General features: G+C 69.1%; 22 protein-coding genes and 1 pseudogene. 9 read left to right on the top strand and 14 right to left on the bottom strand.

The window, feature by feature from the left end; all coding sequences use genetic code 11:
* Positions 1 to 705 (top strand): MHYT domain-containing protein (locus ACWEO7_RS34600; RefSeq protein ID WP_452429515.1); only part of this gene is annotated, 705 nt, incomplete at its 5' end.
* A gap of 250 nt (positions 706 to 955) precedes the next feature.
* A complete protein-coding gene (locus tag ACWEO7_RS34595; RefSeq protein WP_452429514.1) occupies positions 956 to 1,882 on the top strand; it encodes a tyrosine-type recombinase/integrase in 927 nt (308 codons plus the stop codon).
* Positions 1,883 to 2,059: 177 nt separating this feature from the next.
* On the opposite strand, the gene ACWEO7_RS34590 is transcribed toward ACWEO7_RS34595, so the two are convergent.
* Entirely contained in the window at positions 2,060 to 2,614 is a 555-nt protein-coding gene (locus tag ACWEO7_RS34590; RefSeq protein ID WP_452429512.1) for a hypothetical protein, read from the bottom strand.
* 283 nt (positions 2,615 to 2,897) lie between these two features.
* On the opposite strand from ACWEO7_RS34590, the gene ACWEO7_RS34585 reads away from it, so the two are divergent.
* Positions 2,898 to 3,713 carry a hypothetical protein gene (locus ACWEO7_RS34585; RefSeq protein ID WP_452429510.1) on the top strand — a complete coding sequence of 272 codons (816 nt, stop codon included), beginning with the start codon at positions 2,898 to 2,900 and terminating at the stop codon, positions 3,711 to 3,713.
* Positions 3,714 to 3,722: 9 nt separating this feature from the next.
* On the opposite strand, the gene ACWEO7_RS34580 is transcribed toward ACWEO7_RS34585, so the two are convergent.
* Positions 3,723 to 4,532 (bottom strand): hypothetical protein, encoded by an 810-nt coding sequence (locus tag ACWEO7_RS34580; protein WP_452429508.1) that lies wholly within the window; start codon positions 4,530 to 4,532, stop codon positions 3,723 to 3,725.
* Between the two features lie 310 nt (positions 4,533 to 4,842).
* Between ACWEO7_RS34580 and ACWEO7_RS34575 the strand changes: the two genes are divergently transcribed.
* Both ACWEO7_RS34575 and ACWEO7_RS34570 read left to right on the top strand, forming a co-directional pair.
* Positions 4,843 to 5,088: a hypothetical protein gene (locus ACWEO7_RS34575; protein ID WP_452429506.1), complete on the top strand. Its 246-nt coding sequence runs from the start codon at positions 4,843 to 4,845 to the stop codon at positions 5,086 to 5,088.
* 114 nt (positions 5,089 to 5,202) lie between these two features.
* A complete protein-coding gene (locus ACWEO7_RS34570) occupies positions 5,203 to 6,300 on the top strand; it encodes a nuclease-related domain-containing protein (RefSeq protein ID WP_452429505.1) in 1,098 nt (365 codons plus the stop codon).
* A gap of 619 nt (positions 6,301 to 6,919) precedes the next feature.
* Here ACWEO7_RS34570 and ACWEO7_RS34565 read toward each other — a convergent pair.
* The 3 genes and pseudogenes from ACWEO7_RS34565 to ACWEO7_RS34555 form a co-directional block, all read right to left on the bottom strand.
* Positions 6,920 to 7,969, bottom strand: a pseudogene (locus ACWEO7_RS34565) (ArnT family glycosyltransferase); the annotation flags it as partial.
* Between the two features lie 123 nt (positions 7,970 to 8,092).
* On the bottom strand, positions 8,093 to 8,701 hold the full coding sequence (locus ACWEO7_RS34560; RefSeq protein ID WP_452429503.1) for a malonic semialdehyde reductase: 609 nt from the start codon (positions 8,699 to 8,701) through the stop codon (positions 8,093 to 8,095).
* Positions 8,702 to 8,727: 26 nt separating this feature from the next.
* A complete protein-coding gene (locus ACWEO7_RS34555; RefSeq protein ID WP_355077921.1) occupies positions 8,728 to 9,147 on the bottom strand; it encodes a nuclear transport factor 2 family protein in 420 nt (139 codons plus the stop codon).
* Positions 9,148 to 9,320: 173 nt separating this feature from the next.
* Here ACWEO7_RS34555 and ACWEO7_RS34550 point away from each other — a divergent pair, with 173 nt between their 5' ends.
* Entirely contained in the window at positions 9,321 to 10,103 is a 783-nt protein-coding gene (locus ACWEO7_RS34550) for an SDR family NAD(P)-dependent oxidoreductase (RefSeq protein WP_355077920.1), read from the top strand.
* Between the two features lie 15 nt (positions 10,104 to 10,118).
* Complete coding sequence (locus tag ACWEO7_RS34545) at positions 10,119 to 10,586, top strand: acetyl-CoA carboxylase biotin carboxyl carrier protein (protein WP_452429501.1); 468 nt, start codon at positions 10,119 to 10,121, stop codon at positions 10,584 to 10,586.
* Here the strand turns inward: ACWEO7_RS34545 and ACWEO7_RS34540 are convergent.
* Both ACWEO7_RS34540 and ACWEO7_RS34535 read right to left on the bottom strand, forming a co-directional pair.
* Entirely contained in the window at positions 10,547 to 10,981 is a 435-nt protein-coding gene (locus tag ACWEO7_RS34540) for a lipocalin-like domain-containing protein (protein ID WP_452429499.1), read from the bottom strand. The two genes, ACWEO7_RS34545 and ACWEO7_RS34540, sit on opposite strands and share 40 nt — an antisense overlap.
* A 29-nt stretch (positions 10,982 to 11,010) precedes the next feature.
* On the bottom strand, positions 11,011 to 11,505 hold the full coding sequence (locus ACWEO7_RS34535) for a luciferase domain-containing protein (RefSeq protein ID WP_452429497.1): 495 nt from the start codon (positions 11,503 to 11,505) through the stop codon (positions 11,011 to 11,013).
* Positions 11,506 to 11,608: 103 nt separating this feature from the next.
* On the opposite strand from ACWEO7_RS34535, the gene ACWEO7_RS34530 reads away from it, so the two are divergent.
* Positions 11,609 to 11,977 carry a winged helix-turn-helix transcriptional regulator gene (locus tag ACWEO7_RS34530; RefSeq protein ID WP_452429495.1) on the top strand — a complete coding sequence of 123 codons (369 nt, stop codon included), beginning with the start codon at positions 11,609 to 11,611 and terminating at the stop codon, positions 11,975 to 11,977.
* Positions 11,978 to 11,987: 10 nt separating this feature from the next.
* On the opposite strand, the gene ACWEO7_RS34525 is transcribed toward ACWEO7_RS34530, so the two are convergent.
* From ACWEO7_RS34525 to ACWEO7_RS34495, 7 genes are all read right to left on the bottom strand, one after another.
* Positions 11,988 to 12,749: an alpha/beta fold hydrolase gene (locus ACWEO7_RS34525; protein WP_452429494.1), complete on the bottom strand. Its 762-nt coding sequence runs from the start codon at positions 12,747 to 12,749 to the stop codon at positions 11,988 to 11,990.
* Between the two features lie 2 nt (positions 12,750 to 12,751).
* Positions 12,752 to 13,996, bottom strand: a complete 1,245-nt coding sequence (locus ACWEO7_RS34520) for an FAD-dependent oxidoreductase (protein WP_452429493.1) — start codon at positions 13,994 to 13,996, stop codon at positions 12,752 to 12,754.
* Entirely contained in the window at positions 13,993 to 14,919 is a 927-nt protein-coding gene (locus ACWEO7_RS34515) for an MBL fold metallo-hydrolase (RefSeq protein ID WP_452429491.1), read from the bottom strand. The genes ACWEO7_RS34520 and ACWEO7_RS34515 overlap by 4 nt, the downstream gene beginning before the upstream one ends.
* Positions 14,916 to 15,854, bottom strand: coding sequence for an aromatase/cyclase (locus ACWEO7_RS34510; RefSeq protein WP_452429490.1), 939 nt, complete (start codon positions 15,852 to 15,854; stop codon positions 14,916 to 14,918). The genes ACWEO7_RS34515 and ACWEO7_RS34510 overlap by 4 nt, the downstream gene beginning before the upstream one ends.
* A gap of 145 nt (positions 15,855 to 15,999) precedes the next feature.
* The gene (locus ACWEO7_RS34505) at positions 16,000 to 16,254 is read right to left on the bottom strand and encodes an acyl carrier protein (protein WP_355077911.1); all 255 of its coding nucleotides are present in this window, start codon (positions 16,252 to 16,254) and stop codon (positions 16,000 to 16,002) included.
* Entirely contained in the window at positions 16,251 to 17,489 is a 1,239-nt protein-coding gene (locus ACWEO7_RS34500) for a ketosynthase chain-length factor (RefSeq protein WP_452429488.1), read from the bottom strand. Before ACWEO7_RS34500 ends, ACWEO7_RS34505 begins: the two co-directional genes overlap by 4 nt.
* Positions 17,486 to 18,754, bottom strand: a complete 1,269-nt coding sequence (locus ACWEO7_RS34495) for a beta-ketoacyl-[acyl-carrier-protein] synthase family protein (RefSeq protein ID WP_452429486.1) — start codon at positions 18,752 to 18,754, stop codon at positions 17,486 to 17,488. Before ACWEO7_RS34495 ends, ACWEO7_RS34500 begins: the two co-directional genes overlap by 4 nt.
* Positions 18,755 to 18,952: 198 nt before the next feature.
* On the opposite strand from ACWEO7_RS34495, the gene accD reads away from it, so the two are divergent.
* A partial coding sequence (gene accD / locus ACWEO7_RS34490; RefSeq protein WP_452429517.1) for an acetyl-CoA carboxylase, carboxyltransferase subunit beta occupies positions 18,953 to 20,437 on the top strand: 1,485 nt, incomplete at its 3' end.

Raw genomic sequence — 20,437 nt, 5'->3', positions numbered from 1 at the left:
ATCCTCGGCCTGCGATGCACAGTCCACGCCCGAGCATCTCGCTGGCGCGAGGGCTGGCTCGCCGCCGGAGCCGTCGCCCTCGGCGGTGCCGGCATTTGGACCATGCACTTCACCGCGATGCTCGGCTTCTCCATCCCTCGAGGGAGAATCCGTTACGACGTACCGATGACCGCGCTCAGCGCGGTGGTAGCGATCGTGGTGGTGTGGCTGGGATTGTCGATCGTCGTACGCGGTCGACCCGCAAACCTGACACTGCCGCTCGGCGGCGCGATCACCGGCTGCGGGGTAGCCGCCATGCACTACATCGGCATGCACGCAATGAACACCAACGTGAGTATCGAATACAACCGCGCACTCGTCGCGCTCTCGGTCGCGATCGCCGTGGTCGCTTCGACAGCAGCACTGTGGTTCGTACAGCACGTGCGCGGCTTCGGCGCGACTATCGGCGCAGCACTCATCATGGGACTCGCAGTATCCGGCATGCACTACACCGGAATGGCGTCGATGAGCGCCCACCAGCACGACCACATCAGCACACCCGTCGGCGCCGAACCCTTCCTGATGTTCCTCCCAGTGATCCTCACCATCACCCTGATCACGATGATGCTCATCATCCTGGTCGGGGTAGCCGAGATCGACGAGGCCAGCAACCCTCGCCCGCATCGCGGTCGGCGATCAGGTCATCGCGCAGGTACCCGTAGGTAGCAGTGCAGTCCTCGTAGGGACCGGCATGTGGGGTCCAGTGACGAGAAAGTCGCGCCAAGGACCTACCGCAGATAATGACACATTATCTGCGGTAGAGTGGGTTAGGGCCGGTGCGCGACGTGGCGCGACAGCTCCGTCACGCCGGGGCGGCTCGGCAAATTATCTGCGGTAGATACGGGTAGATCGAGGGAGACACCGATGAACCAGACGGCAGGGCGCTTCACGCCCCGCCCACAGGCGGCGGGGCGGCATGGGTGAGTCGCGGGTGGTGCGCCCGCTGCGGGCCGGGATGCGCCTCGACGCCGCGGTCCAGACCTATCTGCAGACGGTGACCGCCGCCAACACCCGCCGCGGCTACCGCACCGCCCTGGACGCCCTGGTGACCGAGTTCGGCGCGGAATGTGATCCGGCGCTGCTGGATCCGGACCGGGTCGCTGCCTGGTTCCGCACCCGGTGGGGTGGAGCGTCGGCGCAGACGTTCAACGTGCGCCTGGCCGCGCTGCGCGCCGCGTGCGACTACTGGCGGGAGCAGGGCTGGCTGGTCGGTGACCCGCTGGTGCGGTTGCGGCCGCGCTCGGTGCCCGCCGACCGCAGCCGGGCGCTGACCCGCGCGGAGGTCACCACGATCCTGGGCATGGAGGCGGGTCTGCGGGAGCGGGTGCTGTGGCACATGCTCTACGAGACCGCCGCCCGCGCCGAGGAACTGCTGATGCTCGATGTGCCGGATCTCGACACCGCCAACCGGTGTGCCCGCGTGCGGCGCAAGGGCGGCGCGGTGGATGTGGTGGCCTGGCAGACCGGGACCGCCCGGCTGTTGCCGCGCATGCTCGCCGGCCGCCGCACCGGCCCGCTGTTCCTCACCGACCGAAAAGCCAAACCGCATGTGGCCGTGGCGGATATCGACCCGGGCAGCCACCGGGCCCGGCTGTCGTACCGGCGGGCGGCGGAGCTGTTCGAGGCACACACCGCGCAGTTGCCCGGTGGGCCGTTCACGCTGCACCAGTTGCGGCACTCGCGGCTGACCCACGCCGCCGAAGACGGGGCGTCCACGCCGATGCTGATGACGCTGTCCGGGCATTCCTCGGTGCGGTCGCTGGCGAAGTACGCGCGCCCGTCGAAAGAGGCGCTGCTGGCCTGGCAGGCCGCCACCGACCCCGCCGCGCGGCGGCGGCGCTGAGAACGCGCAGCTCCAGGCTTCAGGATTGTGGGCCGATATGTGATGGATGTTGTGCTCACCTGTGGGTCATAAACTGCTACTCTGGGCCATGGAGCCGCCCCATCGAGGTGGGGTTGGAAGTGAGCCACGGGATTACTCGCCGGACGACGAGGCCCGTGGCTCGCGTCGATTCTGGGGTCAGATGGAGCGCATTTCGATCATGCCGCCGAGCTTGTCGAGGTAGGTCGAGTTGCCTACGCGGTGCTGCACGACCGCGCCGCAGACGATGTCCGCGGTCCACAGCACCGGTTCCTCGCGGCCGATGCGATGCCCGAGTCTCAGATCGGCGGTGAGCACGCGCTGGGCGCGGAACTTCTGCACGATGTCGTAGTCGCTGGCGTCGGCGCCGCCGCGCGATTCCAGAGTCACCGAGGCGCAGTCCATGTACGCCAGATGCGGCAGCAGGTATTCGAGGCATTTGCGGCGGTGGCGGCGATCGTCCGCGCCGGCCGAATGGTGGACCACGACGATCCCGCACACCGGCAAGGACGCGACCACCTCGATGAACTCCAGGCGACGGTCGTCGCTGGCCGAGTGCCAGTGGAGTTTCTTCTCTCCGGGCAGTTGCAGCGCTTGCATCGCCGTGCGAACGGCCTGTTCTTCGGTGTCATCGAGCAAGACGGCCGAGAGGATGTAGGTCCCGGGATCCGCCCCGGGCTGCGATCCGCTCTCGTCGCCCCACGCGGTCAGCATGTCATCGCAGGCTCCCGCGAAGCCGAACACGCGTCGGCGCCAGTGCCCGAGTGGCCTGTTTCGGTGGCGTACCGGGGCGAAACGTTAACCGGCACGTAGTTCTCCTCCCAGTGGGGAGGCGTTAGTCTCATCCCAACTCCAATGAACGGTTTTCGCGGACTGCATTGGTGTTTCTGGCCTCCCCCCGACTCGCACTCGGGGGGAGGATCACCCGATCGAACTCTTGGGCGAATCCCATTAGAGCAACCGCCTCCGACACGGTGGATGCACTTAAAATGGCCTGATGTCACGGGGTTTGGGCCGCGCTCAACGCCGGCTCCTCGCCGCGCTCTACATCGGACATGTAGGCCCCTGGCGGACGTGGGATCTCGATGCCGGGTACCCCTGGTTCGCCGTGGCGGAGATCGGACTGCGTGACGACGACTACGACCTGTACGACGGCGACGACACCACCCTCGCCGAGCGCGACATCAAGCGCAGTCGCCGCGCCGTCATACGCCGGGCGCTCGACGGACTCGTCAGCCGCAGCTACGCCGAATCGATGATGCACACGGTCGATCTCGTCGAACTCCAGTTCGCCTACGAGTGGGGGAATTACGTTCCCACCCGCCAAGTCCTCATGGCCCGGATCACCAAGATCGGCCGCCGGTACATCCAAGAACATCGCCACGAGCTGCTGGGCGAGCTGGCCGAACCAGTCCTGCGTGAGGCCCTGTACGAGGGGCTGCGCAGCGCCCTGGCGAAGTACGGATTCGGCGACACAGAGCCACCACCGCGCACATCCACTCGGCGACGCCGGCGCAAGCGACGACGCACATCATCAGGGCGCACTCCCACCACGCCTGTCCACGCCACCCAGACGCCGGTAGTCGCGACTCCCCGGCCGGCCGCGCAGCTCAGCAAGGCCCAAGTTGTCGAAGTACTCGTCCTCGAGGGGTTTGCCGCCGCCGCGGTTCTCACACAACTCCGCGCCTGGCACCGCGAACAGCAGCGCTACATGCGTAGGGAGTTCGACGACCCGGGCCCCGCACTCGAGGAGTACCGGTTCGACACCGAGCAGATCGAAGAACTGCGTGCTCAACTCACCGAGAGCGACTGACCGAATCGTTCAGCGGGTTCGTGGCTTCAGCAGCCGCCGCCACCGGGGAACCGCCCGGGCCGCGGCCGGGGCCGGGTCGCTGACCGCGTTGGTGTGTGGTTCGGTGGCTGGCCGTTCGGTCCAGGACCCGGTCTTGGTCGCGCGGGTGGACCCTTCGCCCAGGACGCGGGTCGCGATCGTCCACACGGCGGGCAGCTCTTCCAGTGTGGTCTCGTCGACCTCGCCGCAGGCCTGCGCAGCGGCGTCGATGTCGGGGTGCAGTGACAGGTGCAGCACGGTGCCGGTCGCGGAGGTGAGGACCAGGACACCGACCGCGGTGTTGGCCTTGTCGCGGCCCAGCCGGGCTTGATAGGCCAGATCACCGCCGGGTTCGGCGCCGAGGTGGTCGACGATCTCCACCCGGGTCTGGGCGAGCTCGAGCGCGATGCAGCGCCGCGCGATGTCCTGCTCGCCGACACCGAACTCCTCGACCAGCTCAGCCATGCTCGGTGCCGGATTCCGCGCCCAGGCCAGAATCAGCCGCTCGTCGGTCCTGGCATCCCAATAGGGCTTGTTGGCGAAGGCGTGCGCGTCGCGGGCGAGGGGCTCCCAGTCGAAACCCGGCTCCGAAGCCATCTGCCGCAGCTTGCGCAGGGCCACCGCAGACGAATAGTTGTCCAGCAGCAGGAACTTCGCCCGCCCCCGCAGCCCCTCGAGCGAGCGGCCCAGCAGTGCCGCGACCTCGCTATCGGAGGTGGAGGTCGCCAACACGGCGAACAACGCCTGGTAGTCGTCCCCGGTCCACAAACCGCCGCGCCGATCCTGTGCCCCCGTCGTCATGTATCGAATATGCCAGATATCGCTGACGCCAACGGATTTCGTTCATTGCGATCACCACGGCAACAACGGCCCTGGATCCCGCCCGAAGGCGAGGTCCGGGGCCGTTGCAACCGCCCGCAATCGGGGTGCCGAGCTAGGCGGATTCATAGACTGTCAACAGTTGAACTGTTAAACTGACAATTGTTGTCGAGCTATCTCCGGAAGGACCGACCATCATGTCGATTCAGCCCCGCACCTCCCGCCGCTCCGCTCCCGTACTGCTGCGTCCAGCGTTGGCCATGCGCCACGGGCTGGCCGCGTGATCGCGTTCATGCTCCGCACCCCCGCGCTGCTGGCAGGCGTGTTCGTCGCCGCGGCTGCCTTGTACTTCTCGATGCTGCTGACCGTGGACCGCGCTCCCGCCGACGCGCTGCCCACCACCCCCGCAAGCGCCGACTGCGCCATGTTCTGCACCGCCACCGAGGCCCCGAAGCACGTCGACACCGCTGCGACCTCCGACGAGCCGCGGGCCTGCTGGCTGTTCTGCGAACCCGCCCGGCACCTGGGCCTCCTGTAGCGCTCGCCCAGACCCGGCCGGGCCAGGTGTGCACTTTCGACACGCCGAACGCGGCCCTCACCATCACGACACGTTCACGGCACACGAAGTGCCCTCACGACAGGGAAAAAACTCATGCTGATCATCAACGGAAATCGCCCGAAAATGTCGGGCGCGGAACGGGCTGTACTCGACTGGCTCCAAGCCAGCGGCATCCCCGGTGTCGCGATCTCGGGAAGCCACATTCCCGACCGCAGCGGCCGCGACAGCCAGGAAGTCGACCTGGTGCTGCTCACCCCCGACACGCTGGTGTGCATCGAGGTCAAGGGCATTCTGAAGCGCGGTGTGAACGGCACTCTGGTCTGCCACGTCAACCCTCGCTGGTCCTTGCCCGGCATCGACGGCGACCCCGTGCACGTCCGCGACGGTGACACCAACCCGCTCAACCAGCTCGCCGACGCCATGTTCAACCTCAAGGGCGTCGTCTCCCGCTGCGGTCTCGACATGTTCGTGCCGGGCCTGGTCCTGGTGGAGCCGTTCGGCGGCCGGATCACCCTCGACAAAGGGTCGGTGCCCATGCCGGCGGGCCGCGACGTCCTGCTCGGGGGCGATGACACCGCACTGAGCGGGTGGCTGGATACCACCGCCCGTCAGCACCCGCAGGGCTGGACCGTCGAGCGCGCCCACACCCTTCTTTCCGCGCTGGACCAGGCCGACGCTGTCACCCGCGCCGACTTGGCCGCCGAAGGATTCCCCAACCCCACCCCCGCCGCGGGCACCGACGATGACGGGGTGGTCGTGCCGCTGCGATCCACCGCCGTCATCCCCCAGGCACCGACCGGAGCCACGACACCGCCTCGGACCACCGCGCCCACAGCCGACCGCGGCGACCTCGGCCGCAGCCCCGAGGAACAGATCCACCCCAGCACCGCGATGCTGGCCTCAACCGCCGCCAGCCGCGCTGCCGCCCGCAACCATCGGATCCGCAACGCCGTTCTCATCGGCGCGGCAACCTGCCTGCTCACTGGTGGTGTCGGCGTGCTGAGCCACGTCTCCGCTTCGCAGCCCTCCGACGAGCCCACCAGCAGCGAGCCCGCCCCGCCGCCCGCCGCCGACGTTCCGGCCCCGCAGGCGCCCGCCGCGCCGCAGCCGCCCCCACCTGCCCCCAAGCCCAGCCGCGGAGTGCTGTTCCCGATGGACAAGACCTGCTTCCCCTTCCAATCCGATTGCTGAGACCTAACCCGAAAGAAAGGAGAAAAAACTCTGTGACCCGCAACGACATTCGCCCCGCCGCCGTCGGAATCGCCGCTGACTGACCGACAAAGCAGAGACCGGCCACGGGGAGTGTGGCCGGTCTCCGCGAGAGATGGTCGCACACACGGCCAGACACAAATCGAGCCCGACCCATCAACTACGGGCCGGGATGCCAACAAGATCCCCGGTCCCGCATCCGATCAAAGAGAGAAGCGCACCGTGACAACCTTTCTCGACATCACCTACGAACTGCTCATCGCCCCCGATGACCCCGCCATCAACGCGGACGATCGCATCGGAGTCGGCTTCCACTACGCCAGCACCTGGTCGGTGATCTACCTCAGCCGCGGCCACCACCCCGGCGCCGCGTACAACCCCGCCACCGACCGCGCAATATCCACGCACGCGATGGAATGCGGCGGGAATTTCGTGGTCCACATGCACACCGAGGACCGCGCCGCGATCGGGCACGCACACGCGGCACTGGCACCCTGGTACGCCGCCGAACGCGAGCGGGGCCAGATGCCCGATGTGGTGGCATTCGAGCTGGAAGAGCACCTGGACGTACTTGCCCACTGGGCGGCGGGCGGCAAATAACCGGAAGCAGCCAGGACACTTCGGTCGCCATGCTGCCGCTGAACAGCCGGGCCAGTCCGGTGTCGCCGCCGAACGCGCCGCCCATGCCGCCGCCACCGCCGGGACCGCCGGAGCCCCCTCCACTCGGATTGCCGCTGCCGCCGAGCAACCGGCCCATGCCGTTGTAGCCGAGCGCCAGTTCCCACAGGCTGTTGTCGGTCGACCCGCCGATGTACGGGCGCGAATCCGCGGGCCACAACTCCACCAGCAGCACGTACCAGCCGCCCGCGACCACCATGGCCGCGCACGCGGTGACCAATTTGCCGATGCGGGACCAGAATCCGCCCGCTCCCGCGACCAGGAACACCAAACCCAGGGCGGGCAGGACCAGGAACGCCTGCATCATCTTGGTCAGGAACGCGAAACCGATGGCGACACCGGCCAGCGCGAGCCAACCGGTGCTCGCCGAACGCCAGCGCGGGTCGTGCGAGTCGATCGCCCGCACCGTGCAGTAGGCCGCCGCGATCAACAGCAGGGTCAGCAGCGCGTCCGGGTTGTCGAAGCGGAACATCAACGCGGCGACGGGAGTCGCCGCCAACGCCGCACCCGCCAGCAGGCCCGCGCCGGGCCCGCTCCAACGCCGCACCGCGGCGTACAGCAGGGCCACCGAGCCGACGCCCATCAACGCTTGCGGCGCCAGCAGCGACCACGAGCCGAATCCGAACAGCCGCCCCGACAGCCCCATCACCCACAGCGCCGCGGGCGGCTTGTCCACCGTGATCGCGTTGCCCGCGTCGTGCGCGCCGAACAGCAGGGCCTTCCAGCTCTGCGTGCCCGCCTGCGCTGCGGCGGCGTAATACTCGTTCGCCCAACCGGATACCGTCAGATTCCACAGATACAGCACCGCGGTCGCGACGAGCAGCGCGAACAACGCCGGGCGCGCCCATCGCGGTTGGCTCGCGGGCCCGAAGAACACGCGATCCGCCCGGGACCGGCGTGCCGGTGCGCGATGGGCGCCGACGAGTCGCTCGTCGGCCGCGACGCCCGGCGGGACGCTCGTGATCAGCGCCATGATTTCGCCTTCCTTTCGTCTGAACCTCTGCTCGAAGGCTAGGAAGGCAGCCTGCCCGCAAGCTGGGGCAAACCTGGGAGTGCGCTGTGCGGCCGAGCGGCCCTCGTCACTCGCTCGGCGGGATCACACTGTGCTGACCACCTCCTCGTACGCCAGTCGCGGCGAACGCGGGAACCACGCGTTCGGGCCGGGCTTGCCGATATTGACCACGACGAGGCCGGTGTGTTCGCCGCCAGGGAAGAAGTCCTCGTCCAGGCCCGCGCCGTCGAAGCCGTTCATCGGGCCCGCCGCCAGCCCGGCGGCACGGACGCCGAGGATGAAGTAGCCGATCTGGATCAGGGCGTTGAAGCGCGCGGACTCCGCGCGGTAGTCGGCGTCCGCGAAGTAGTCCTTGGCCTCCGGCGCGTGCGGGAACACCGTGGGCAGGTGCTCGTGGAAATTCAGGTCGGCGGCGAGGATCGCCGACAGCGGTGCGGCGGCCGTCTTCGGCTTGTTGTTGTCGATCATGTGGGTGACCAGCCGGGCCCTGGCCTCGGGGCTGCGCACCAGAACGATCCGCAGCGGTTGCTGATTCATCGAGGTCGGTCCGTATTTGACCAGCTCGTAGATCGCGCGGATCTGCTCGTCGGTGACCGGCTCGTCGGTGAAGGCGTTCGCCGTGCGGGCCTCCCGGAACAGCAGGTCCCCGGCGTCGGCGGCGAGCGTGAGCAAGTCCGGCTGAACGGAGTTCACAGGGTTTCTCCTCGATAGTGGTCGGATCAGTCGTGGACGACGCGCCGCGACCGGGTCAGCAAGGCGCCGTCGGCGCGGACGAGCACGTCGTGCACGACGCAGCTCGGCGCGATCTCCGGCTTGCTGTTCGGGCGGATCTTCACTACCAGGCAGTAGGCGGTGGACACGATGGTCCCGTCGTCCTGCGGCTGCAGGTTGATCATGTTGAACCAATGCCTGCGCTGCATCGGGTCGGTTTCGAAGCGCTTGTGGAACTCGACCAGGTCGGCGATGATCCCGGCCCTGGTCCGGGCCGGCGGAATGCCCGGTGTGTGCTCGAATTCCGCGTCCTCGGTGAAAGTCGCGGCGTAGCCGGGGATGTCGCGGTTGTCCAGCCGCTGCATCTGTTCGGCGTAGAACTGCTGGACCTCGGCGTACAACTCGGTGCGGCTGGCGACGGTGGTCATGGTTGCTCCTGTGGTCGCGGCGGGGCTCGGCTGCACGCCAGCGTTGCCGACGCCGCTAGAGCCTCGGTTGAGCCGCCGCCCGTCGCGCGCGGTTGACCGGATCTATAGGACGCGGGTCGACCCTGGTGGTCGAGAAGCCCGGCGAGTTCGGAAGTTCGACCGATGGAGGAGTCATGGCGGAAAATCGGCGCGTCGCGCTGGTCACCGGAGCGACCAGCGGAATGGGCCTGGAGATCACCAAAAGCCTGGCGGCTCAGGGAATCGCGGTGTTCCTCTGCGCTCGCGATCAGCAGCGGGTGACCGACACGGTGAAGAGTCTGCAGGACGACGGTCACGAGGTGGACGGCACCGTCTGCGACGTCGCCGACGCCGCGCAGGTCCGCGAGTACGTCGACGCGGGTGTGCGGCGCTACGGCCCGATCGACATCCTGATCAACAACGCGGGCCGCAGCGGCGGCGGCGTCACCGCGCAGGTGACCGACGAACTGTGGTTCGACGTGATCAACACCAACCTCAACAGCGTGTTCCTGATGACGAAGGCGGTGCTGAACGCGGGTGGCATGCTCGAACGCGGCAGCGGCCGCATCGTCAACATCGCCTCCACCGGCGGCAAACAGGGCGTGGTGCACGGCGCCCCGTATTCCGCCTCCAAGCACGGCGTGGTCGGCTTCACCAAAGCGCTCGGCCTCGAACTGGCCAAGACCGGGATCACCGTGAACGCCGTGTGCCCCGGATTCGTGGAGACGCCGATGGCCGAGCGGGTGCGGGAGGTGTATTCGGGGCTGTGGGGCGTGGACACCGACGAGGTGCACGCCCGGGTCAGCGCGCGAGTGCCGATCGGCCGCTACGTGCAGCCGTTCGAGGTGGCGGCGATGGTCGACTATCTGATCGGTCCCGGGGCGGGCGCCGTCACCGCGCAGGCGCTGAACGTCTGTGGCGGCCTGGGTAATTACTGACAAGGAGTGACGGCGATGACCGCAGTGGAGGAGAACGTCCCCACCACCGGACACGAGGACTATCTGCGGGTGCTGGAGGCGATCCAGACCGGCGCATTGCAGCTGCTCGCGGGCTTTCCGCAGCAGCCGAGCGCACTGCGCTTCCAGGTGGGGGAGGTGACCGTCGAGGCCGAGTGGGCGGCCGTGCCCGCCCCGATCGCTGCGGCCGCGGTGGAAGCCGTCGCCGCGCCGGAGGCTCCCGCGCTCGGCGCGGTCGTCCGCGCGCCCAGCGTCGGCGTGTTCTATCGATGCCCCGAGCCGGGCGCGGACCCGTTCGTCGAGGTCGGCGATCGGGTGAGCGCCGGGCAGCAGGTCGGCATCGTCGAGGCGATGAAGTTGATGATCCCGGTGACGGCGCAGGCGGGCGTGATCACCGGGATTCTCAAGGAAGACGGCGAACCGGTTCAATTCGATGAGCCCCTGTTCTCGTATTCGCCGGAATGACGGTGCTTTTCGAGCGGGCGGCCGCGACGCCAGGTGAGCACCCGGCGTTGTGTCCGCCCGCCGACCTGTGCGGCGCCGATGAGTGTCAGCACGTCGCCGTTCAGCGACATCTGCCGCACCTGCTCGGTCTGCGCCCAAGCCGGGTTGGAGCAGACGCTGATCGCGTGCACCACCTCCGTGCCGGTGCGCCGCCAGGTGCCCGCGTACCCCATGAACGGGGTGGCTCCCTGGGCTCCGTCAGTGCGCATCATGCTCACCGACATGTAACCGTGCGCGCCGTAGATCAGCAGGCCGCGTGGTGCGTCGCCGAGCGGGCCCGCGCTGGTGACGTCCTGCTGATCGATGTCGTAGTAGGACACCAGTTCCCAGGTGCCGACAAGATCGGTTGCGTTCATGACACCGACGATGGCGGCCGCCGCTCTAATCACGCTGTAGCCGGTTGCCGGGCGAAGCGGTGACTGGCCCGTACCAGCTGCCAGACGACGTCCAGCTCCTCGCGATCGCGCGGCCCGTACACCATCACCAGCGTCCCGGGCAGGTATCCCTGCCGAGCCATCGGATGCGCCTCCGCCCAGCCCAGCCGAACCGCCTGCGCCACCGTGTCTTTCGGCAGGCACATGTGCAGACTGCCGTCCCCGTGCCCGTGCAGGTGAGCGAATTCGGTGCCCGCGAGATACGCCTCGCCGGGTCCACGGGCGATCGTCGGCCGCAGGTGCAGGGCCCGGGTGTCGGGCAGGGAGACTCCACTGCGGCCGAGGAGAACGCCGTCGAGCGTGGTCATCCGCGACCACAGCTCCTCTTGCAACTCCGGCGGAGCGATTTGGTCGAGTTGCTGGTGCGGATTGTGCGCACGGGTGCGCGGCCGGTCACCGGAGCGCCGCGGCAGATCCAGGCGGCCGTCCACTGTTGTCGTCGTCATGACTGTGCTCCCTTCGGATTTCGCGTACTCGCGACCCCTGGAAACACATTACTTTCCAAAGTATAGTAGTAACCAAGGGGAAAGTGACTTACCGGGAGGACGTATGACAACCGCGCCGGTCGACCCTTGTCCGATCACACCCGTCATCGACCTGGTGTTCGGCCGCTGGTCCACCCAGGTGCTCTGGGTGCTCACCCATGACGGCAAGCTGCGCTTCACCGAACTGCAACAGCGCATTCCCGGCCTGACACCCAAGGTCCTCACCCAGCGCCTGCGCCAGCTCGAACGCGACGGCCTGGTCGCGCGCACCTACCACCCCGAAGTCCCGCCGCGCGTCGAATACGAGGCGACCCCACTGGCCAGAACGCTCACCCCGGTGTTCAGCAGCATCGTGACCTGGTCCTCCGAACACCTCGGCGAGGTCCTGGCCGCGCGCGCCGCCTACGACGCCGGCGAGCGCGCGAATTCGTGACTGCTCGCAATCAACGGGTGGATGCTGGGCGCGGCGCCACCGTGAGCAGGCATCCGGCCAACTCGCGCGGCATCGTGATCATGCAGTCGTGCCCGGTGGGGAGTACGTGGAGGCGGCCGGGAGGCAGGTCCGCGGGTGGCAGGGTGCGGGGCATGGCCGCGCGCATCGCTTTGAAGTCCTCGCCGCCTTCGCCGCAGTGGACGTGCGTCACCGGAATCTTCGCCAGTGCCGCGGGATTCGTCAGTGTCATCGGTTGCTGGAAGGTCTTCAGCGATTGCGGCGTCTGCATGGACGCCAGCCAACCGAGATCGGGTTCCTCGGTGACGCCGTAGAGACCGCCGTCGCCGGTCGGTTCGGTTTGCGGCGGCACCAGCCAGCCGTCGCCGGTGGCGGCCGCCGCGGCGGCGAAGGCGTCGACCATGCCCGGCATGATGTCGGCCACCGCCTCGCCGTCGCGCGGCACGAACGTGTCGATGTAGACGAGTTCGGCGATGCGGTCCGGCACGGCGTCGGCCAGCGCGGTGACGACGATGCCGCCGTAGCTGTGGCCCACCAGGACGACTTCGGTCGCGTCCTCGGCGGTGACCAGCTCGATCAGGTCCTGAACATGGGTCTCGAGCCCGACATCCGGGGTCAGCAGGTGCGCGCGGTCGCCCAGACCGACCAGCGAGGGGGCCAGCACGCGGTGACCGGCGTCTTCCAGCAGCGGAGTCACCCGCTGCCAGACCCATCCGCCGTGGAAGGCGCCGTGAATGAGCAGGTAGGTCGACACGATCAGTTCTCCCTGAGTTTCGCTAGGGTCGTAACGGTTTCGGTCGCGGGCGGCACCGGCTCCGGGCGGATGCCGAGGCCGATCACCCTGGCCACCAGCCGGGGCAGGCGCGGGAAACGGCGCAGCAGCCGCACCAGCAGCGGCTTGTCGGTCCCGGGCCGTCCCGCACTGGGGTAGAGGTCCGACAGCAAGTGCAATTGCGCGAATTGCACCACGCGCATGGGGAATTCGCGGCGGCGTTGAACGGTGCGCAGCTGCGTCGTGGACGCGGTCGCGCCCGCGGTGAGGATCGGCGCCAGCAGGCGAGCGGTCGCGATGGCGTCCTGCACCGCGAGATTGATGCCCACCCCGCCCGCCGGGGACATCGCGTGCGCCGCGTCCCCGATCGCCAGCAGGCCGGGACGGTACCAGCGGCGCAGCCGATCCACTCGGACGTCGAGGGGTTTCACGTCGTCCCAGTCCAGGATCTCCGCTTCCAGACGCGGCGCGAGCACGGGATAGATGGCGGACAGATCCGCACGGAACCGCGCCAGCCCCGCCGCCCGGATCGTCGCGAAGCCGCCCTTCGGGATCATGTAGGCGACCTGGAGATAGTCACCGCGATCGATACAGACGATGAAGAATCCCTTCCCGCTGCGGACGGTGGGCAGGCGCTCGCCCTCCGGCTTGCCGACGCGGAACCAGAGCACGTCCATGGGCGCCGCGCTGGCGGCGACCTCGAGCAGCCCCGATCGGCGCACAATCGAGTGCCGCCCGTCGGCCGCGATCACCAGGTCGGCGCTGACCTCCAGCGGACCGTCAGCGGTCTCGGCGCGTACGCCCGCCACCGCACCGCCGCGCTGGATCAGCTCGGTGACCTCCGCTTCCCGCACCAACCGGAAGCCGGGGTAGCGCCCGCCCGCCTCGGCGAGGAAATTCAGCACATCCCACTGCGGCATGAACGCCACGAACGGGAAGGGCCCGGGCAGGGCGCTGAAGTCGGCGAACACCACCGGACCGGTGGCGGTCGCCATCGGCAGCCGGGGCAACTCGACGTGCGGCAGCGCGAGGAATTCCTCGGCCAAGCCGAGTTCGTTCATCGCGAGCAGCGTCGAGGTGTGCACGGTGTCGCCCCGGAAGTCCCGCAGGAAGTCCGGATGCTTCTCCAGCACCAGCACTTCCACGCCGGAACGCGCGAGCAGCAGGCCGGTCATCAGTCCGGCGGGGCCGCCGCCGATCACGCAGACCCGCACGGATTCGGTGCTCACGCCAGGCATGTGGGCACCTGCCCGCCGTTGTAGAGCACCATCTCGTCGAAGATCGCCTGCACGTCCAGTGGCTCGCCGAGCTCGCCGCCGGACAGCTCCGCGTCGGCGCGATACAGGTTGCCGACCAACCGCTCCTGGTCGACCAGGTCGGCGAACTCACCGTGGTCGGCCTCCAGCGCGATCGCCAGCGGCGTCAGCCCGAGTGCGCGTCCCTCCACGGCCAGGTCCTGCACCCAGCGCAGGTAGCGCAGCGTCTGGTCGAAGATCTCCGGTCCGGTGACGGGGCCGTGTCCGGCGACGACCGTCTCGGCGCCCAGCGCGGCCAGCCGCCGGATCGCGTTGACGGAACCGCTGACCGACCCCATCAGGCAGAACGGCGCAGCGCCCGCCATCACCAGGTCTCCGGCGAACAGCACGCGCTCCCCGGGCAGCCACGCCACCACGTCGTTGGTGGTGTGCGCGGCGGTGCCGAAGTGAATGAGCTCCACCCGGCGCTCGCCCTGGTGCAAGGTCAGGTGATAGCTGAAAGTGATGCTCGGCAGCGTGACCCGCACATCGCCCCATTCGACATCCGGCCACAGCTTCGTCAGCGCCAGGCCGGTCTCGATCATCTCCGGCCGGATCCGGTCGTGGCCGACGACGACGGCGGCCGGGCCGAACAGGTGGTTGCCGAAGTTGTGGTCGCCGTGGTGATGGGTGTTCACGATGACGCGGGCCGGGCCGGTACCCAGCCCGTCGACGAACTCGACGAGTGCCCGGGTGCGCCCTTCCGTCGCCAGCGTGTCGATCACCACCGCGCCGTCCGGCCCGGTCAGCACGCCGGCGTTGCTGACGCACCAGCCGCCGCGGCTGTGCGTGTAGGCGTGGACGCCGTCGGCGATCTCCTGTACGCGCGGCGTCGCGGTCGTCTCGGTGGCGGTCATGTCGGTGACTTCGTCGTCGCGGCACAGCGTTCCGCGCACCGCAGCGTGTTGCGGCTGTTGGCGGACAGCGCGTCGGTGAGGTACGCGCGGGCGTCGGCGAGATCGGTGTTCGCGCCGAGGATCTCGCGCGCGGCCTCGGGATTGATCGCGACCGTGTGCCGCGCGGTCACCACCGCGCCGTCCGGACCCTCGGCGAATTCCCACGCACCGCTGTGGCCGAACAGGATCGCGGGCGGCACCAGCTGTTTGTAATCGATTCGTTCGCCGGGAACACACACCCGGATCGACTTCGTGGTGTGCGGGATACCGCCCGCCGTCACCGTGTCCATCTCCATCAGCTGCACGCCCTCGGCATCCTCGGTGAGCTCGATGCGGCCGACGTGCGGCACCTGCTCGGGCCAGCGTTCGCTGTGGTAGACGAAGTCATACGCCTCGGCGGACGAGCATTCCAGCGTCACGGTGTCCTCGAAGGTGTGGATCACCTCGTCCACCGGGTGGCCGAGCTCGGCGACGCGCGCCAGCGCCGCGAGCTCGACCACGCTGTTGCGATCGACCGACGCGGCGACCTGCGCGGCATCGGCCCCGTCCACCACCGCGAAGTGGTGGTCCAAGGTGACCTTCGTCGCGCCGGGACCGATCTCGCGGAACGACCAGCCGCCGCCCATCGACGCGATCGGCGCCTGGCTGCGTTCCTGCTCGAAAACGATGCGGCGCTGCTCGGCATCCAGCACCCGCCGCGACGTCCAGTTCTTCACCGCGCCGCCGACGGTCGCCCACAGCCGGAAGCGCTCCTCGTCCGGCCCCCGGTGCAGGTGGCGCACCAGCACGCTCGGTTCGAAGATCACCGGCCATCTGGTCACGTCGGCGACCAGGCCGTAGACAACGTCCGGGGCGGCCTGCACCACCCTGCTGTGGGACATCACTTCGCCGGTCATGCTCTGTCCTCTCCGGCATGAGCGGGGCCCTGCGTGGTCACGCTGCGCTGCCTCCTCCGGGCCTGACCGCTCATGCGGTGTGTGCTTTCGGCATGAGCGGGGCCCTGCGTGGTCACGCTGCGCTGCCTCCTCCGGGCCTGACCGCTCATGCCGCACCGCGCAGTTGGGCGTTCACGATGTCGACCAGCTCTTGCGGCGTCTTGACCTCGACGAGTTCTTCCTCCGGGATCGTCACCCCGAAATCGCGCTGGATCCGCGCCGCGGTCTCGATGAGCGCGAGCGAGTCGTAGCCCAGCTCCTCGAATTCCACGGCGGCGATGTCGCCGCCGAGTTCGGCGAGGTCCTCGCCGCCCGCGCAGTCCACCAGAATGCGGCGTAGTTCGGTGATGGTCATGGTCATGATTCGCTCCTCGGCAGATCTCGATCGGACACGGCGCGCACGACGACCGCGGAGTTGAAACCCCAGCGCCCGCGTGCCAGGACGAGCGCGCCGCCGACGGTGGCGGAGCGCGGGGCGCCGAGAACCAGATCGATCCGGTAGTCCTCGGCGAGCGTGGTGGTGCGCGGGGTCGGCGGGATCACCGAGTCGCGCATCGCCAGCAACGCGGTGACGACGTCGAGCGGACCCGCACCGGAGAACAGGCGTCCGGTCAGCGGTTTCGACGCGGTGACCGGAACGCCGCCCGGCCCGAACAGCGCCTCGATGGCGGCGGCCTCGTCGCGGTCGCGTTCGGGGATGCCGGAGGCGTCGGCGAACACCACGTCGATGTCACCGGGCGTCATCCCGGCGTCGGCCAGCGCGAGTTCGGCGGCGCGGCGCAGGCCCGACGGACGGCCGGAACCGGGCGGCGGGTCGAAGGTCGAGGCGTAGCCGGCGATCTCACCGTGCACCTTGGGCACGCCACGGGCCCGCGCCGCGGCGGCGTCCTCCACGACCAGCATCGCGCCGCCTTCGCCTGGCACGTAGCCGGCGGCGCGGGCGTCGAACGGCAGATAGGCGCGGTCGGGGTCGGTCACGGCGCTCACCCCGCCGCTGGACAGATGCGAGGCCCAGCCCCACGGGTCCAGCGCCGAGTCGACGCCGCCGGTGACCACCAGCGGCGTCCCGCGCCGCACGGTGCGCCGCGCGTGGCCGATCGCGTCCAGTCCGCCCGCCTGCTCGGCGACCAAGGCGCTGCTCGGTCCGCGCATGCCGTGCCGGATGGAGATCTGGCCGGTGTTGACCGCGTAGAACCACGCGAAGGACTCGTACACGCTGACGTGCTCGGAGCCGAGCGACCACAGCTTGTTGAATTCGCGATGGGTGAATTCGAAACCGCCGGAAGCGTTTCCGGTCACCACGCCCATGTCGTAGTCGGTCATCGTCGCCGTGTCGACCTTCGCGTCGTCCAGCGCCCACTGCGCGGCGACCAGCGCCATCCGGGTCGAGATGTCCGTCTGCGGCAGCAGCCTGCTCGGCAGGTGCTCACCGGCGTCGAAATCGGCCACCTGTCCGGCCAGTCGCGCCGACGAGCCGCTGGTGTCGAACCGGGTGAGCGGCGCTATCCCGCCGCGACCGGCCAGCACGGCGTCCCAGAAGCGCTCCACGCCCATGCCGTTCGGCGCGAGCACTCCCATTCCGGTCACGAGGATCATGCCGCCACCGCCTCCGCCTTGCGCAGCACCATCGCGCTCTGGAAGCCGCCGAACCCGCTGCCCACGGTGAGCACAGTGTCCATCCGATGGTCGCGGGCGACCAGCGGCACGTAGTCCAGATCGCATTCGGGATCGGGTTCGTGCAGGTTCGCCGTCGGCGGCACCACCTGGTATTCCAGCGCCAGCAGTGAGGCGGCGATCTCGACCGAGCCGATCGCGCCCAGCGAATGCCCGACCATCGACTTGATCGAGCTCATCGGCGTGGCGTAGGCGTGCGCGCCGAGACTGCGCTTCACCGCAGCGGTCTCGTGCCGGTCGTTCTGCCTGGTGCCGGAGCCGTGCGCGTTGATGTAGTGCACACCGGTCGGGTCGATCCTGGATTCGTCGAGCGCGACCCGGATCGCCTCGGCCATCTCGCGGCCGTCGGCCTTGAGGCCCGTCATGTGGTAGGCGTTGCACCTGGTCGCGTACCCGGATATCTCGGCATAGATGTGCGCGCCCCGCTTGCGTGCGCTCTCGTACTCCTCCAGCACGAACATCGCGGCGCCTTCGGCGAGTACGAACCCGTTGCGCGAGTTGTCGAACGGCCGCGAGGCCACCTCCGCCTCGTCGTTGCGCGGGGTGGTCGCCTTGATCGCGTCGAAGCAGGCCACCACGATCGGTGTGATGGGCGTGTCCGACGCGCCCGCCACCATGACGTCGGCGGAGCCCTCGCGGATCAGCTGCACCGCGTGGCCCACCGAGTCCAGTCCCGAGGTGCATCCGTTGGAGACCATCGCCACCGGTCCCTCGGCGCCCACGGTCCAGGCCACTTCGGCGGGCATCACGCTGGGGATCATGTAGTCGAACATGTGCGGGGAGAGATACGTCTCGTCGACCAGCCAGTTCTTCCCGGAGTCCGACAGCACCAGGTATTCGCGCTCCAGGCTGGTCGCCGCGGCGACCGCACTGCCGAGGCTCACGCCGAGCCGGTGCGGATCGACCGCCGCGAGGTCGAGCCCGCTGTCGGCCACCGCCTCCCGCGCGCAGACCACGGCGAACTGCACAGCCCGGTCCATGCGCCGAATCTCCCTGGGAGACAGTCCTTCCAGCGCCGCGTCGAAGTCTGCTTCGCCTGCCACCTGGGACCGGTACGGCGAGGCGTCGAAGAACGAGATCCGGCGCGTCGCCGTGCGGCCCTCGGACAGCAGCTTCCAGAACTCGTCCTTGCCCGACCCGCCGGGCGCGCGGACGCCGAGCCCGGTGACGACAACGCGGCGGCTCATCGCGCACCACCGGATGCATTGGTGTTCATGGCGTTCTCCCTTCGATGGTGCGATCGAGCATCGAGGACGGTCCTCGAACCTCGCTCGAGCGAGCGAGTCGAGTTGTTCTCGAGCGGTGGGGCGCAGGCTGTCGCTGTGATCGCCCGGCCGGCGCCGCCCGGATCGATCACCTGTTCCCGAGCACAGGAGACACGCGTGATGAAGTCAGCACACGGCCAGCACGGCGCCGCGGACTGGGTGCTCTGCCCGGCATGCCTGATCCCGCTGTACGGCAAGCGGTTCGCCCGCGACCTCGGCGTCTGCGGCGAATGCGGCAGGCACACGCCGATCACCGCGCGGCAGCGCATCGAGCAGCTCGCCGACGAGGGACGCTTCGAGCCGCTGCCGGTCGCCGCCACCGACGAAGACCCGCTGACCTTCACCGACACCAAGCCCTACCCGGACCGGCTGGCCGCCGCGCGCTCCCGCACCGGCATGCACGACGCGGTGCTGTGCGCGCTGGCCGCGATCGAGGGCAGGCTGGTGGTGATCGCCGCCATGGACTTCCGCTTCCTGGGCGGCAGTCTCGGCACCGCGGTCGGCGAAATGATCACCGCGGCCGCCGAAACCGCGCTGGCCCAGCGTCTTCCGCTGATCATCGTCACCGCGTCCGGGGGCGCCCGGATGCAGGAGGGCCCGCTGTCGCTGATGCAGATGGCCAAGACCAGCGCGGCGCTGGAGCAACTGGACCGGGCGGGCATCCTCACCGTCACCCTGATCACCGACCCCACCTACGGCGGCGTCGCGGCTTCCTTCGCCACCCTTTCCGACGTGCTGATCGCCGAACCGGGCGCACGGCTCGGGTTCGCCGGACGGCGAGTGATCGAGCAGACCATCCGGCAGGAGTTGCCGCCGAAGTTCCAGACCGCCGAATTCCTGCTGGAACGCGGGCTCATCGACATGATCGTGCCGCGGGCGGCCCTGCGCCAGGCGCTCGGCGCACTGCTGCGGGCCGCGGGTCCGGTCGATTCCGCCGAGACCTTCGTCCCCGCGGACGCGGGCGTGATCACCGATCCGGCCCGCGTTCCCGCGACCGATCCCTGGACACAAGTGCGCCGGGCACGGTCTCCGCAGCGGCCGACCGCGCTGGACTACTTCGCACTCGCCTTCGACGAGTTCCGCGAGTTGCGCGGCGACCGGATCTCCGGCGATTGCGCCGCGGTGGTCGGCGGAACGGCGTGGCTCGGCGGGCGGCCGGTCATGGTGATCGGCCACCAGAAAGGACACGATCCCAAGGAGCTGATGGAACGCAACTTCGGCATGCCGACTCCGGCCGGCTATCGCAAAGCGGCTCGTCTGATGCGCCTGGCCGAGAAGCTCGGGTTGCCCGTGGTCACCTTGATCGATACGCCCGGCGCCTATCCGGGCGCGACCGCCGAGGAGCAGGGGCAGGCGATCGTCATCGCGGAGAACATCCGGTTGATGTCCGCGCTGCGGGTGCCGGTGATCAGCGTGGTGATCGGCGAAGGCGGCAGCGGCGGAGCCCTGGCGCTCGGCGTCGCCAACCGGGTGCTGATGTTCGCGAACGGCACGTACTCGGTGATCAGCCCGGAAGGCTGCGCGGCGATCGTGTGGAACGACCCCGCCGCCGCACCGGAGGCCGCGGCTGCGCTGTCGCTGACCGCGCGGGACCTGCTGCGTCTC

The organism is Nocardia sp. NPDC004260 (genome assembly GCF_053603155.1).
This window is presented reverse-complemented; position numbering and strand designations above follow the sequence as displayed.